Source organism: Alteromonas sp. V450, assembly GCF_001885075.1.
Lineage (GTDB): Bacteria > Pseudomonadota > Gammaproteobacteria > Enterobacterales > Alteromonadaceae > Alteromonas.
Genome location: NZ_MODU01000004.1, coordinates 3,291,007 through 3,305,747, shown reverse-complemented (window position 1 = coordinate 3,305,747; position 14,741 = coordinate 3,291,007). Strand labels below are relative to the sequence as shown.

Genomic DNA, 14,741 nt, shown 5'->3' with positions numbered 1-14,741 from the left:
CGTTTATTATGAGCGTTAAGCGAACATTTGACATAGCTCTTGCGTTCGGCCGTTTCAGGCAAATTACGGACGAACAGATCATTGACGCGCTACTTCTGCTTTTTGCCAGAAGCGGTCATTAGTAACGCCCAAATAATGGACAAATTACAGTTGGTTAAAATAAGCGACGCAGGAGCAAAAACCAACTGTAATTTGTCCTGATTAATTTGCTTGTTAGCTGCGATTACACACAAAACTTATGTCATATAAACCGTCGATAATATATTTTATCGACGGTTCCATTTTGTATAAAAAAGCATTTAGAATTTTTTAATTTAAGAAATAACTATTATATTCTATAAGTGATTTATTAACGCAGAAATTGGGTTTGCTTTTACTAAAAACTCTATCACAGGTTAAGGTCAATGCAGTATGCTCTGAAAATGAATAACCGGAGTTCCTTCTACTTGCAACTTCTATAGAAGGGTCCGCTCCTATTTTAAGTAATTCAGTTATTAATGGTTTAACTGGTTCGAAATATCTTGAGCTAGAAATAAGTTTATGTGTGATTGGTAAGGCTTTGTTGTCTCTCCAATATGGGTTTTCACCATAAGGTATTTTATTAATATCGATGCCTTTTTCAATTGCTAGTTTGATTGGTTCTATCATCCAAACACCAACTGTATCTCTGTCATATTTCATTTTAAATAAAATATCAGGTTCAAATGCTTTTAAACCTTTTGCTATTTCAGAAATCGTCTGCATTGCTCTTTTAGTGTGCTCAGACATATCACCTTGATACTTTTTAGGTAATTTTCTTATTGCTTGGTCGTAATAAAGTGATCTGTATATATTTACTAAAGCTTCATGCTTTTGAAATTTAGCTCCTTTTTCTATTAATAAATCAATTAACTCAAAGTCTAAGGCGGAAATCGCTGCATCCATATAAGTATTTAATGGAATTCTTTGCCCACCGATATAGTATGAAGACTTTATATTTTTGTTAATATCATACCCCCACTCAAAGAATTGGGCTAATAAAGGAATATGTGCTTCCTTTGTATAGTAGTTATCATGAATTCGAGTTAATTTTTCTAAAGAGTTATTCTTTGTATTGGAGTATGTATCTAAAGTTGCTCCATGTTCTAACATAAATGGAGTTATTTTTTTGATAGATGAAAAGTCTTTAATATTATTATCTAAAAATGCAGCTAAGGCATCACGTCCATATTTGTTTTTTGTATGTACATTAGCATCAAACTCTTTAATAAGCATTTTTATGCTTTCAAAATCATTTCTTATAGCAGCGTTAATAAGTGCTGTATCTCCACTTTCATCTGTGGCCTCAACAGACAAGCCAGCATTCAAAAAAAGCTTTATCAAATTTGTATCTTTTTTATAAACGGCTTGCTCGAAAAAAGATTTTTGAGTATATGGAATACCTAGCTTTTCTATCTCACCTTGAGGGTCACTGCAACCTGTGAGAATTATTATTATAAATAACAAAAATACTTTCATTTATACGTCCTATTAATTTTAAATTTTACTTCCGATAATTCAGATTATAAGAAATGGATTGCTACTGCATTAAGCAGCTAACAGATTATTATTTAGATGTCTCAGTAATATCTGTCTACGATTTTCTATTCAAATTACCAGAAAAGTCTAATAATTCAAATTGTTAATAATACAGCTTACGCTTAAAACTAACCTTATTGAGGTATTACTGAAACTTCATAGTAATATCCAATGATGAGAAGCTCACTTTATTTTGTTATATCAAAATGTTAGCTAAGTTATTTGTGTGTATCTGGGGATTTACTGAGAATTCTCAGTAATAAAATTATGAACTGTGAGCGTCCGTTGCACGCTCATAGCTGCCTTAGGAATTACAATTATCCAATGGCAGCTTCACGTACATTTTACTGATGTGTTACGACTAACACTGGGTGCGCCTCAGTTATCTTTCAGCGTTTGCTCTGCATTTACATCGGTATCGTTAGGATCACTGTTGTCTTCATCATTATCTTTTTGGACTCTGTTATCGCCCAAGAAAAACTCATAATAGAGATCTAAGGCAAATTCAGATTGATCTTCCAATGTGGTTTGAATCGCTTCTAAGTACAAGCTAGGCAACAATTGATACTTTAGCGCTAAATCAGGTGGTAATTGCCTACGGCGTAGCGTGCTGTTAGCGTCGTTGTTACTCAAGCCAACATCTACGTTGTACTCTACTGATAATCGTTCATTAATTTGCCCTGTCACTGACAGCATGTTCTCGTTGGTGCTTAGGCTGAAGTCATCAATGCCCAACGCACTGCCAACTTGGCCCGTTAGGGTTTTGGTGTTCGACAAGCCAAAGCCTAAAAGCAGTGCGGCGTAATTAGGATCTTGTGTTCCTGAGTTCGGACCCGAGCCGGTAAGCAAGTACGACAGTACGCCTTGCTGATCCATTGCAGGCTCTGAAAACAGATTGATACTTGGCGAGTCGGCAGCGCCATCAATACGAATACCTGCAATTACGTCGTCATCGGTTTTAGCCGGGTCGCGAATGGCTTCAACCAGCAACAACGGTTGATCAATAGGGCCGTTAAATTGTACTTCACCAGTTTGAATAATTAACTGTTGTCCGTAGGCATTGTAACGGCCATTTAAAATTTGTAGGTCACCATAGCCCACAAGCGCAGGCTGGGTGTTTACGCGAATACCGCCGTACAAACTTGCGGTAAGACCAAACGCTTCAAGTTTCACTTCTTCGGTTTTGTTTTTGTCGATATTGACCAATACTGAAGCATGGACGATATCCAGCGGTTCCTCTCTATCCGGTTCTCCCCGCAGGTGTACGTCTTTTGATGGTGAAACCGCGCTCTCAGGTAGCGACTCTATTTCAATTCTCGCCCACGGAATATTTACCTCGCCACTCACGTCCACTTTTTCTTTTGTGGCGGCGATATCGATATTCGGTGATACCTTCAGTCGAATGTTTGGCTGACGAACTTCGAAACCGTTTCCTTTTAAATTAAATGTCGCACTGGGGTTGGATGACCAGTCTACCTCGCCTTTCAGCGCACCCTTTCCACCACCCAAAACAAATGTACCGTCAAGAGCGGCGGTTTGGCCATCAAGTACAACGCTTTGTTCCCAGTCAGCCAGAGAGACCGGTGTATCTTGAATATCAATAGCGCCATTGGCAATGCTCAATTCACCGTTTAGCGCTGGATCGTCAATGAACCCACTTAGCGAAATGTTACCATTAAGCTTTCCCGTCAGGGTTCTTATTGCCGGGGAAAGGGGTTTAAATGGCGCAACGTTAAGCCCTTCCATCATCAACGTTCCCTCTAGCGGAACGCGCTCATCAAATGGGCGAGTATTTAGCGATAGCGTCGCATCACCAATATCTTGGCTCGATATAAGAGATGTCGACTCTAATTGCCCCTGCGTTATTTTACCGTTGGTTTCTATAGCGTTAATAGTAAGCGTCAGCGGTCGCGTTTCACCCAGCTGCCATGGCGCTGAGCTCATAGACGCAGTGAACGTCGCATCAATGGGATTGTTAGCTGAATAACTGCCTTTGGTTTTTACGGTAAGTGTTGCCTTTGAAGGGCTTGATACAACCGTTGGCGCTAACTCATTTGCCCATAACCCAATGGGCAGCGATGTTGCGCTAATATCCCAGCTGGCTTTGTCTTCTTGATAATTCACGTTTGAAATACAAAGCTCACCTTCTTTTCGCGAGGTCCAGCAGTGCTGACCAATTTTAGCCGTTACAGGTGTGGTGCCTATGTCAACGTTGAACGGGCTTGATAGCGTCCACTGCATATTGGCAATTTTTAGCGCAGTATCACTGATTTTTCCAACCCAATGGTTATTCGTCCACGCGCCTTTCAAAGACAGCCCAATATTATTATTTGGCACAGCAAGGTCAATATCTGCGGTGTGATCGCGATAGGTACCGGTAACTTTGATTTCGCCGTTCAATGGCCCTTGCTGCGCGGCAGAGGCATTTAAATTGGGTGACACCGCGATATTAGAAAGTGCAATTGTGCCGTTGGCACTCGGGTTTTGCCACGGACCGGTGGCTGTTATATTGCCGGTTAGCGCCCCCGTTATTTCGGGGTATAGGCTTGAAATTGCGTTTACGTTTATCGCAATATCTGCATTTAAATGCCGCTTATTCAGTACTTGAGCAATGGCGCGTATCGTGTTTCGCTCTTGCTGGTGTTCTTGAGTGATATTGACGTTAGTAACGAATAAGTCGCTCGGGCTAGCATAAACCGCATTCCCCTTCACCTGAAGCGGTTTGCCCTGAAGTACGCCTGTGACAGTCATATCTCTTAGGCTCATATGTAATCCGCCGCGCTCAGAGTATTGCAGTATGCTGTCTATTTCTCCGCTAATTTTTTCAGGCGCATAAGTGCTGAACTTTCGCCCTGATACATTCTTAAGCGTTGTCTTACCTTCCCACGCAATGCTTTCATTTAAATACAGAGTACCTGTGTTGGTTAAGCTCCCTTCCAAGGCGTTTATATTGGCTTGATTAACAAAGATATTGTTCTTTTTCAGCACCACATCAAGTGATACCGGAACATTGCCAATGTCCGGCAATGTAGCGGCGCCAGCCCCTTTAAGCACGTAATCACCCATGGTGCCGGAAAGCGTTAACTGTCCTTCTTTGAGCGTAGTATTTTCCATTGTCGGTATGGCTTGTTCTTGCCAGTTCGCAGTGAATTCTATAGGTAGATTACTGTCTAGCAAGTTGGCCATAAGGTTAGCATTCGCAGTTATCGCGCCTCTGGCCGCAACTGACAGCGTTAAGTCGTCCAACGCGCCTTCAGCCGCTACACTCAGTTCTTGTGGTGTGTCGCCAAGCTTCGTTTTCGCGTTAATAGCCACATTTAATGGGAAGTTTCCATCAAGTGTTGCGCTTGCTTTTCCTTTTACTTCACCTTGTTCATGCACAACGGTCATGTCTGCAATAGCGACATCACTGCCCTTGAAGTGAGCCTCTAATAGTGAGATGAGTGAGACGTGTTGTGCACTCTCTCCTTGAATTATGTGTAGATCTTCTACTAAAAAATTACCAAGAGACAAAGGTATAGGTGAGGCAATGTTGGGTAGTTCAGGAACGTTGTAGCTTAATGAGTATGACGTAGGCAAAGCGCTATCAGTACTGGGCACTTCTTCCTCGGGGGCTTGCTGTGTATGTGTGGCAGGTTGATTACTGTTAGCCTTCGATGCATTGGTGATGGCTGCAGACGATGGACTATCTGCTTCATTTTGCTCTAAAAGAGAAATACGAACACCTTTGGCGGCTATACTGTCGAGAATAAGGGCGCTATTTCCTTCAAAATCGGCCAACTCTAGTTCATCAATCTCCACTGTTGTCGTAAGCAACGCAAGTTTGATATTCGTTAGTGCTAAATACCCAACATCAATAGGCAGCGGCAATTCAACCTGGCCTCCTGCAGGTGTATCATCGGAAGATTCAGGTGCGCTTGAGCGCTGTGTAAGCGTAGCGTTTTCAAGCATGACTTCATTGATACATACTCTAGGTTCAAACAAACAACGCCACGTAATGTCAATGTAGGCATATTGTGCAGTTACCTTCCATTGCGGGTTCTCCCACTCAACATTATGTACTTCTAGCGTGTCAGCAAATCCGCCGTCAATGGCATCGATGGAAAGGTTTTCAACCAGCGTGTTGGCCAAAAACTTAACGGCAGGACCGCCTAAAGGGCTTATCAAAACAGCATACAATGCGACCAGTATAAGAACCGGTGAAAGTAAAATGGCCGAAAGCGTACGTTTTTTCATAGCTCAGGCCCCAACATAATATGTAGCTGCCATGTGTTTTCTTCTGGCGCAAAACCTCTTGCTATATATAATCGTATTGGGCCAATTGGCGAGAGCCAATGTACACCGGGCCCAGTACTGTATGTCAGCGTTGTATTCGTATCGTTAGTTGCTGTGCCCGCGTCAACAAAAGCTGCTACTCGCCAATTCTCTGCCACTTGATAGGCATATTCTATACTTGACGTAGCGAGGTATTTCCCACCAATTGAATCAACGGTAAGTTCGCCTGTTTCCGGGTCGATAACTTCCGCTGTTGGAGAGATCTCTCGATAGTCAAAGCCACGAACACTTTTATCGCCCCCGGCGTAAAAACGCAGCGAAGTAGGTACGTCATCAAAACGATTAGTTTTTATGATCCCAGCCTCACCGCGCAGCGCTATTCTGTGTACATTATTAAACGTTCTTATAAACGTTGCTTCGACAACGGCTTTGGCAAAATCGATATCAGAACCGTACCCTTCTTTACCAATTTGGGTGAGCATTTGAAGGTAGGTACCGTTATTAATATTAAGTTCACTGTCTTTATCACGATAGGTTAACGAGTACCCTGGCAGCACCAAAGAGGTGGTATTCGTGCTCAACTCTCCCTGATCATAAGTTTCACGTAAGTAAGTGATAGAGCCATCGTGCTGCCAAGGTGAATCATTACCCTGCCAATATCGATGTGCCGCTAAAGATAACGTTTCACTTTCAAACGAGGTATTGCTGTATTCAATAAACTGGTAGCCCGCTTCTATACTGGCATAGTCTCGAGTGATATTTTTCATTGGTATGCGGTAATCAGCAGTGACGGATTGCTCTGGTGCTGAAATGAAAATATCCGATGAAACTGAGTGACCTTTGCTGTTAACCCAAGGTCGCTCCCAACCTAAGCGAAGCCGTGGTCCGGTATCGGTGGCCGCGCCAACAGAAACATTAAACGCATCGGTGGGGCGGTGAAGCAATGATATTTCTATGGGAACCTGCAAGCCATCAGCCTCACTTACAACCGGTCGGGCAATGACGCGGGTAAAATACCCTGATTGATTCAGGCTTCTGTTAAAGTCAGCTAACGTAGATGAAGAGTACGCATCGCCCGTTTGAAAGGGCTTCAGTCGCTCGATGATAGCTTTTGCCTTGTCGTTGCCAATAAATTTTAGCTCACCAAATTTGTACTGAGGGCCACTCTGTGCGATGAGCAGAACGTTGGCTTGTTTTTCATCGCGCACCAAGTCGAGGCGAGTAGCCTGCCAAAAGTAATCAAAATAGCCATTAGATAGTGCATAGTTGAACATGGACGACTTAAACGACTCGTAGATGGTTTGGTTTAGCACGTCGCCCTCTTTGAGTTTTAGCGAGTTGAAACGTTCTCTAAAAGCCTTATCTTCGCGTCCTGCACCTATAATTTCGCGAGTAACCTTATTGATAGTGAGTGGCGCATTCAAAGCAACATTCACGGTAACCCTGTCACCTTCTTCAATGTTCACTTTGGTCTCGCTGTTGTAATAACCATAGGGTTGTACTGCTGTCGCTACTGTTTCACCTACTTCGTCTTGCCAATAGGGGTCGGTGAGCAGAGTTTTTTCTACATCAAGACTATTCAAATGCAGGCGAATATTATTGCGAAGTTGAGCGTCTTCAACTCCTTGAATATTGTAAGAGATAGGCTCTTGGGCGTAAGAGTTGTTAAGCAAGGCGAAAGTAAGCGTGCACAAGATATGGCAAACCAAAACACGAACTGCTCGGCTTTTTTTCAATATAAATTGTCGGAATAGAGGCTCTCGAAAACTAGTAAGCCTGCTCCAAATCGAAGGCATGAAAAGGCTGAATCCTTAAGGTAACGCTGCGCTTAGACGCTTACCGCGTGTGGGTAAAATCCATAATATATCTGTGGTTAATAATACCATATCTGTAATTTGTATCTGCAAAGTACGACGAGAGATCACATTATTGCGCTAATGTGAGGCGGTTTAGAACCTTTATGTGCGCAGTTGCAAAAAAGTGCCCCAATTATGCAAACAACGTTTTCATTAAAACGATGCTACATAACTATTGTCACTAGCCAAACAGTGCGCATTGTTTTGACCCCGATAAACATGCGTAGCATGTTGTGCGCCGCTTACAGTACATAATAGAGCTTACTGCATTGTTAAAGTTCCACAGGCTATAGAAATGTAGATTAAAAGTGCTAGTCATACTAACAATATCGCCTGAGGATAGTTTTTTAACCCGTTTTATTAAGTATCTGCTGTATTGGTCGTCTACCCGTTGAAAACACCAGTATTTACGATTAGCAATATTTTGCTGACGGCTTTTTAATCGATATTCTGTTATCCTATTATTCGTGTGCGTTATCGCTCCATATGCGCACCATATACGTTTCCTCCACTTTATTCACATTCGAGATTTTATGCCCCAGACACCTAATGGCGTATCTGTTGAAACCGCAGTTGCGCAAAAGCCCGCCCTTGGCCTTGTTGAATTTGTAGCTTTAATGGCAACGATGACTTCGCTAGTAGCACTGAGTATAGATGCTATGTTGCCCGCACTTATTCAAATTGGTGAGTCTCTAAATGTGGAAGAAGATCATCAAACCCATTTAATTGTCACCGTTTTCTTTTTAGGCATGGCATTTGGGCAAATGTTTTTCGGTCCGTTTTCAGATAGCCGCGGTCGTCGTTTAACTATATTAGTGGGCTTGTGTATTTTCGCCTTAGGTACTTTTGTGTGTATGTTGGCAACCAACCTGGAAACCATGCTGGTGGGGCGTGTTATTCAGGCGTTTGGCGTATCAGGCCCTCGCATAGCCTCAATGGCCATTATTCGTGACCTATACGTAGGCGATGCAATGGCAAAAGTCATGTCGTTTATCATGATGGTATTTATTTTAGTACCTATGCTGGCGCCTATTATCGGGCAAACGGTGATGGAGTTATCTTCATGGTTCCATATTTTCACGCTATTTCTTATTGTGGCTACCATGGCTGGTATCTGGTTCTTTTCTCGTCAAGGAGAAACCTTGCCGCGGGCGAAGCGTAAAAAGTTTTCATGGGCGCAGTTTTTTTTATCGTCAAAGTATATTCTGACTAACCCAGCAGTGATGGGTTACACCTTTGCTATGGGCTGTATTTTTGGAGCATTTCTGGCGTACTTAAGTGCATCGCAAACCATATTTACTGTGTTTTACGACGTGGGCGAGTGGTTCCCGTATATCTTTGCTACCCTCGCCTTTTCCATAGGCCTTGCTTCTTACTTTAACGGAAAAATGGTAATGCGCTTCGGCATGCGCAAGCTGTGTCGATTTGCGCTTAAAGGCGTAAATTGTTTTGCGGTGGTGTATTTGGCACTGCTATTTGCTTACGATGGTCTGCCGCCATTAATTCCGACCGTGGCCGTTATGTTCGTTGGCTTTTTCTTTGTAGGTATTCTGTTTGGCAATTTAAACGCTATGGCAATGCAGCCTCTTGGCGATATGGCTGGTTTAGGTGCAGCAATTATTGGTTGCTTTTCAAGCTTATTCTCGGTGCCTGTTGCCCTTATAGTCGATAGTTTTTTAAATGGGAACTTGATGCCAATAGGTTGGGGTTTTCTTGTCTTTTTTGCACTGGCTTATGTGTCAGTTCGCTTCGCTGAACGGCTTCGGTAAGTGGTTGTTTCTTAACGAGATAAGCATTTTTCAGTAACCGCTTTGAGTGAGAAGTAGTTCGCTGTAAAAAGAGATGTGAATTACTGAATTACAGACATAAAAAAGCCCGACCAAAATGGTCGGGCAAGAGGGCTTAGTTAAGCACCTAACGACAGAAACTGTCCTATCCTATGATGGCTTTCATGTCAGTCATGTAGCCACGCAAGGTCTTACCTACCGATTCCACACCGTGTGAACGAATGGCTTCGTTAATTTCAACAAGGCGTTTGTTCTCTACTTGATTAGAAGTAGCTGCTAAACCCTTACCGATAACGCTGGTATCAATGGTAGGCATAAATTTCTCACGCAAAATCGGAATTGCTGCGTTGGCAAACAAGTAGTTTCCGTATTCTGCTGTGTCTGAAATAACAACGTTCATTTCATACAAACGCTTACGTGCGATTGTGTTAGAAATAAGCGGTGTTTCATGTAGTGATTCGTAGTACGCAGACTCAGGTAGAATTCCTGCTTCAACCATTACGTCGAACGCCACTTCAACACCGCATTTGATCATGGCAACCAGTAAGATGCCGTGGTCAAAGAATTCTTGCTCACTGATTTCACCTTCATAAGCCGGTGCGTTTTCAAACGCGGTTTCACCGGTTTCTTCACGCCACTTAAGTAGGTTCGCATCGCCATTGGCCCAGTCTTCCATCATAGTGCGAGAGAACTCACCGCTGATGATGTCGTCTTGGTGCTTTTCAAATAGCGGACGAAGTAAATCGGTTAGCTGCTCAGAAAGCTCAAATGCTTTCACTTTTGCAGGGTTTGATAGACGGTCCATCATGTTGGTTACACCGCCAATCTTAAGTGCTTCAGTAATGGCTTCTAGGCCGTACTGAATAAGTGCGCCTGCGTAACCTGGGTCAATGCCGTCATCAACCATTTTTTCAAACGCAAGTACTGCTGCAACTTGTTGCATACCACATAAAATGGTTTGCTCGCCCATAAGGTCAGATTTAACTTCAGCCACAAATGATGACTCAAGTACACCTGCGCGGTCACCGCCCGTTGCACTAGCAAGTGCTTTAGCCTGATCCCACCCTTTACCTTCAGGGTCGTTTTCTGGGTGCACGGCAATAAGTGTTGGTACACCAAAACCACGCTTATATTCTTCACGTACTTCAGAACCTGGGCTTTTCGGCGCACACATAATAACTGTGATATCGCTACGGATCTGCTGGCCTTCTTCAACAATGTTGAAACCGTGAGAGTAACCTAGTGTCGCACCTTCTTTCATAAGCGGCATAACAGCTTCAACTACGCTAGCGTGCTGCTTATCAGGTGTTAGGTTATATACCACGTCTGCTTCTGGAATGAGCTGTTGGTAAGTACCAACGGTAAATCCGTTACTGGTTGCGCGCTTATATGAGTCGCGTTGCTCATCAATGGCTGCCTGACGCAGCGCATAAGAAACATCTAACCCTGAGTCACGCATATTCAGGCCTTGGTTAAGGCCCTGCGCGCCGCAGCCTACAATGACAATTTTCTTGCCTTTTAAGAACTGACAACCGTCAGCAAATTCATCGCGTGCCATGAAACGGCAGCGGCCAAGCTGATCTAACTGCTGGCGAAGTGACAGGGTGTTGAAATAATTAGCCATAAAAATTTCCGAACAACATTCATTTTTGTCAATATCAAACACCGACCTTGGTGTTGACAGACCTCGTCTATGACGACTTGGTAGTGAGACTAAAAGATTTCTTTTGTTTTGGAAAATGATATATTTGCAAGATAATATTGCAAAAAGTGAAATGTATATGGATTTTCGTAGTCTACAGCTCTTTAATCACCTTGCTACCAGCCTACACTTTGGCGTAACTGCTGAAGCTATGTATGTATCGCCTTCCACATTAAGCCGCGTGATTCAACGCCTTGAGGACGAACTAGGCTGTACGCTATTTAAGCGTGATAATCGCAAAGTGGCGCTAACTCACAGCGGGCATAAGTTACTGTCGTTTTCCAAGCAAGCGCTGAAAGACTGGCAGCAGTTAAAAGTAGATTTAAAAGAAGATAACGACGCATTGCAGGGTGAGCTCAGCGTATTTTGCTCGGTTACCGCCAGTCAAAGTCATTTGCCCGCTATGCTCAGACAATTCAGGCAGCAGCATCCTGGCGTAGATATACGCCTTATTACCGGCGACCCTGCCCTTGCCATAGAAAAAGTTAAAGGCAAACAGTGCGATTTATCTATAGCTATTTACACCCCTGATATGCCGACAGATTTGCATTTTACCGCCCTTGATAACGTGCCCCTGGTGCTTATTGCGCCAAAGGAATGGCGGCTTACGCAATTAAGTCAGCTTGATTGGACCAAGCATCAGGTGATCATGCCTGAAACTGGGCCAACTCGGCGTACTGCCTACCACTGGTTTGCTGAACATGGCATTCGCCCTAACGTATATGCCTACGTGGGCGGGAATGAAGCTATTGTAAGCATGGTGGCACTTGAATGTGGCGTGGGTTTTGTGCCTAAAGTGGTACTTGATCACTCCAGTATGGCCAATGCTGTAACCCAAATACCTGTTGAAGATATTGAGCCTTATGCCCTCGGTTTATGCTGCCTGCAAGACAAACAAAACGAGCCGCTGATTAACGCCTTTATGCAGCTTAATTTGCAAACGCGTGGGTAAGTTTAAGGCATAGTTGGTGCTCAGCTAGCGCTCAACTGTTTTATAAGGTTATCGAGAGCGCGATAGCCTAATGCTTCAGCAATATGTGCCCGCGAAACGGCGTCTTCTTCTTCAAGATCAGCAATGGTTCTTGCCACTTTTAGCGTGCGGTGAAACACACGCATAGACAAATTAAGCTGTTTGGCAGCGGCTTGCAGAAACTGTAAATCAGCGTCATTAAGCAAACATATATCGGCAAGCTCACCCGCGTGCAGCGCACCATTCGATTTGCCCTGTCGCAGGCCTTGCTTATGGCGAGCAGCAATCACTCGCTCTCGCGTTGCGTGTAACGAATCGTCAGGTTTATTGGCGCGCTCTGGTAGGTCGTAGTCGGGTAGTCTAGGCACTTCAACTTGTATATCTATTCTATCAAGTAGCGGGCCTGATAAACGATTCAAGTAATTGAGCTGTTGCTGTGGTGTCAACCGGTTATCATCAATATCTCCAGTCGGGCTTGGGTTCATCGCTGCAACTAATTGAAAATTAGCCGGGTATGTCGCGCTTCCCGAGGCGCGAGACAAATGAACATCGCCTGTTTCAAGTGGTTCGCGTAAAACATCCAGTGCTTTTCGCCCAAACTCAGGCAGTTCGTCTAAAAACAGAATACCATTGTGGGCCAGCGATATTTCACCTGGCACAGGGTTTGAACCACCGCCAGTAAGCGCTACGGCAGAACTTGTATGGTGGGGCGAGCGCAGGTGGCGGGTTAAAAATCGGTCTGCATGCAGTTTTTCGCCTTTCACTGAATGGATGGCAGCAACTTCCAGCGCTTCTTCTTCGCTCATATCGGGTAATAGTGACAGCATTCGGCTGGCGAGTAAGCTTTTACCTGTGCCTGGAGGCCCTACCATAAGTAAATTATGCGAACCACTTGCCGCAATAATCAGGGCTCGTTTGGCTTGCTCTTGACCGATAATGTCATCCCACCCTGTTAAGGTTTTGTTAGGCGCTCGCGAAGTAAACGGCTGGCCTTTAGCAAGTTTTTTGTTGCCGGTAAGATGTTCATATACAGACAGTAAATCGAAAGCAGGGTATCGCGTTGCGTGAGAAACTAACGCCGCCTCTACGTCGTTATCCCCCGGGTACACAAGTGCAATATCTTCGTTTGCTGCTGCCATGACCACAGGAATAAGCCCGCTAACAGGCTTTATTTCACCGTTTAACGCAAGCTCACCCACAAATGCAATGTTAAGCAGGCTAATGTCTGATATATAGCCCGACGCAGCTAAAATGCCCACGGCAATGGGAAAAATTAACGGTTATTCGTTTTGCGGGAAACTCAAAACCACTGTTAATGAGGGCGCTGCGTACCCGCTCCCGCGCTTCTTTAACGCTGGTTTCTGCCATGCCGACCAATTGAAAAGCAGGTAAACCGTTCGCGAGGTGAATCTCTACACTTACTTCTGGCGCTGACACGCCCTGCCCGGCAAAGGTTTTAACGACAGCCATGCCCATAATTTACGTAACCCCTATTCAGACTTATTGTTCGAGCTTTTAAAATGTAAAAGCCCCAGCGTGGCCAAAGCTTGAGCCAACGCATTAGGCGTAAACTTTAAGTTGAGTAGAGCGAGGATGTAACTGTACTAACGAAGGGATTTGTCGAGCGCGCATACAAAGTAGGGCGAGTGGTGGCCCTTTTCCGCAAGCATAGATTAGCACTAGTGATGGTCGTTGTAGAAAACCGGCAGCTGCCAATGCCAGCGCATGGCGCCGAGTCTAAGCAGTATTGTAGTAACCAACGCTGCAATACCACACCACTGTGTAGCGAGGTCCATTTGCATGCCTATGCCATAAACCACGCCCCCTGCAATGCAGGTCATTGCGTACAGTTCGCCGTTTAATACAAGTGGTACTTCCCGACATATTACGTCACGTAACAGGCCGCCGAATACGCCGGTAATGGTACCCATAGCCACTGCCACTGCCATGCCTGTTTCGTTGGCTAACGCTTTTTCTATACCTACTACGTTAAACAGTGCTAGCCCAAAAGCATCAGCTATTAACAAATAATGAAAAGGAAAGCGTGGGCTGATCCGTAACCATACAATAGGAATAAGGGCGGCAATAAGCGTGGTGTACAAGTAATCAGTATCGGCAATCCAGAATACCGGAACATCTAACATGACATCGCGCAGTGTTCCGCCACCAATAGCTGTTGCGCTTGCAAGTACTACTACACCGAATCCATCCATGCGCTTTTGATAGGCCATCAGAGTGCCGGAAATTGCGCACACTGCAACCCCCGCTAAGTTTAACCAATGAAACCAATCAAACATTGTCTTTTACCCTTTTACTGCCTGCACTAACTCGTTATTTCTACCGCAAAATACTTGATCAGGCCTTGTGTTTCATGCTATTTCTTTGCCCAATATCGAAACGTGCTGTTTAGAAAGCAGTTCGTGATAGTAAGTGATGAGGTAAAGCCATAACCTCTAACGAACAACATTTCATTACTACAATACCAATGGACGTAGGTATTGTATGTCAAATATATCATATAGAACAAAGCGCTACTGATTTGTTAGTGGTCATGCTTTGTTGCTCCTCGTTTTGAACTACCTTTGATGATGTGC

7 protein-coding genes and 1 pseudogene are annotated in these 14,741 nt (G+C 44.1%); 2 read left to right on the top strand and 6 right to left on the bottom strand.

Annotated features, from left to right (window positions below):
* Positions 1-309: 309 nt before the first annotated feature.
* The 3 genes from BK026_RS14455 to BK026_RS14445 form a co-directional block, all read right to left on the bottom strand.
* Complete coding sequence (locus tag BK026_RS14455) at positions 310-1,497, bottom strand: ankyrin repeat domain-containing protein (protein WP_071816483.1); 1,188 nt, start codon at positions 1,495-1,497, stop codon at positions 310-312.
* A 438-nt stretch (positions 1,498-1,935) separates the two neighbouring features.
* The gene (locus tag BK026_RS14450) at positions 1,936-5,793 is read right to left on the bottom strand and encodes a translocation/assembly module TamB domain-containing protein (protein WP_071816482.1); all 3,858 of its coding nucleotides are present in this window, start codon (positions 5,791-5,793) and stop codon (positions 1,936-1,938) included.
* Positions 5,790-7,628, bottom strand: a complete 1,839-nt coding sequence (locus BK026_RS14445; protein WP_071816481.1) for an autotransporter assembly complex family protein — start codon at positions 7,626-7,628, stop codon at positions 5,790-5,792. Before BK026_RS14445 ends, BK026_RS14450 begins: the two co-directional genes overlap by 4 nt.
* Before the next feature lie 593 nt (positions 7,629-8,221).
* On the opposite strand from BK026_RS14445, the gene BK026_RS14440 reads away from it, so the two are divergent.
* Positions 8,222-9,457 carry a multidrug effflux MFS transporter gene (locus BK026_RS14440; RefSeq protein WP_071816480.1) on the top strand — a complete coding sequence of 412 codons (1,236 nt, stop codon included), beginning with the start codon at positions 8,222-8,224 and terminating at the stop codon, positions 9,455-9,457.
* 163 nt (positions 9,458-9,620) lie between these two features.
* On the opposite strand, the gene ilvC is transcribed toward BK026_RS14440, so the two are convergent.
* Positions 9,621-11,099, bottom strand: coding sequence for a ketol-acid reductoisomerase (ilvC, locus tag BK026_RS14435; protein ID WP_071817687.1), 1,479 nt, complete (start codon positions 11,097-11,099; stop codon positions 9,621-9,623).
* A 157-nt stretch (positions 11,100-11,256) separates the two neighbouring features.
* On the opposite strand from ilvC, the gene ilvY reads away from it, so the two are divergent.
* Positions 11,257-12,129, top strand: a complete 873-nt coding sequence (ilvY, locus tag BK026_RS14430; RefSeq protein ID WP_071817686.1) for an HTH-type transcriptional activator IlvY — start codon at positions 11,257-11,259, stop codon at positions 12,127-12,129.
* A 20-nt stretch (positions 12,130-12,149) separates the two neighbouring features.
* Here the strand turns inward: ilvY and BK026_RS14425 are convergent.
* Both BK026_RS14425 and BK026_RS14420 read right to left on the bottom strand, forming a co-directional pair.
* A pseudogene (locus tag BK026_RS14425) lies at positions 12,150-13,623 on the bottom strand (YifB family Mg chelatase-like AAA ATPase).
* 203 nt (positions 13,624-13,826) lie between these two features.
* Positions 13,827-14,444, bottom strand: a complete 618-nt coding sequence (locus tag BK026_RS14420) for a trimeric intracellular cation channel family protein (protein WP_071816479.1) — start codon at positions 14,442-14,444, stop codon at positions 13,827-13,829.
* Between the last annotated feature and the right edge of the window lie 297 nt (positions 14,445-14,741).

Excerpts from the sequence above, each read along its gene's own strand:
- ilvY (WP_071817686.1), top strand. The coding sequence starts at position 11,257 with ATGGATTTTCGTAGTCTACAGCTCTTTAATCACCTTGCTACCAGCCTA.
- BK026_RS14445 (WP_071816481.1), bottom strand. The coding sequence starts at position 7,628 with ATGCCTTCGATTTGGAGCAGGCTTACTAGTTTTCGAGAGCCTCTATTC.
- BK026_RS14455 (WP_071816483.1), bottom strand. The coding sequence starts at position 1,497 with ATGAAAGTATTTTTGTTATTTATAATAATAATTCTCACAGGTTGCAGT.
- BK026_RS14450 (WP_071816482.1), bottom strand. The coding sequence starts at position 5,793 with ATGAAAAAACGTACGCTTTCGGCCATTTTACTTTCACCGGTTCTTATA.
- BK026_RS14420 (WP_071816479.1), bottom strand. The coding sequence starts at position 14,444 with ATGTTTGATTGGTTTCATTGGTTAAACTTAGCGGGGGTTGCAGTGTGC.
- BK026_RS14440 (WP_071816480.1), top strand. The coding sequence starts at position 8,222 with ATGCCCCAGACACCTAATGGCGTATCTGTTGAAACCGCAGTTGCGCAA.
- ilvC (WP_071817687.1), bottom strand. The coding sequence starts at position 11,099 with ATGGCTAATTATTTCAACACCCTGTCACTTCGCCAGCAGTTAGATCAG.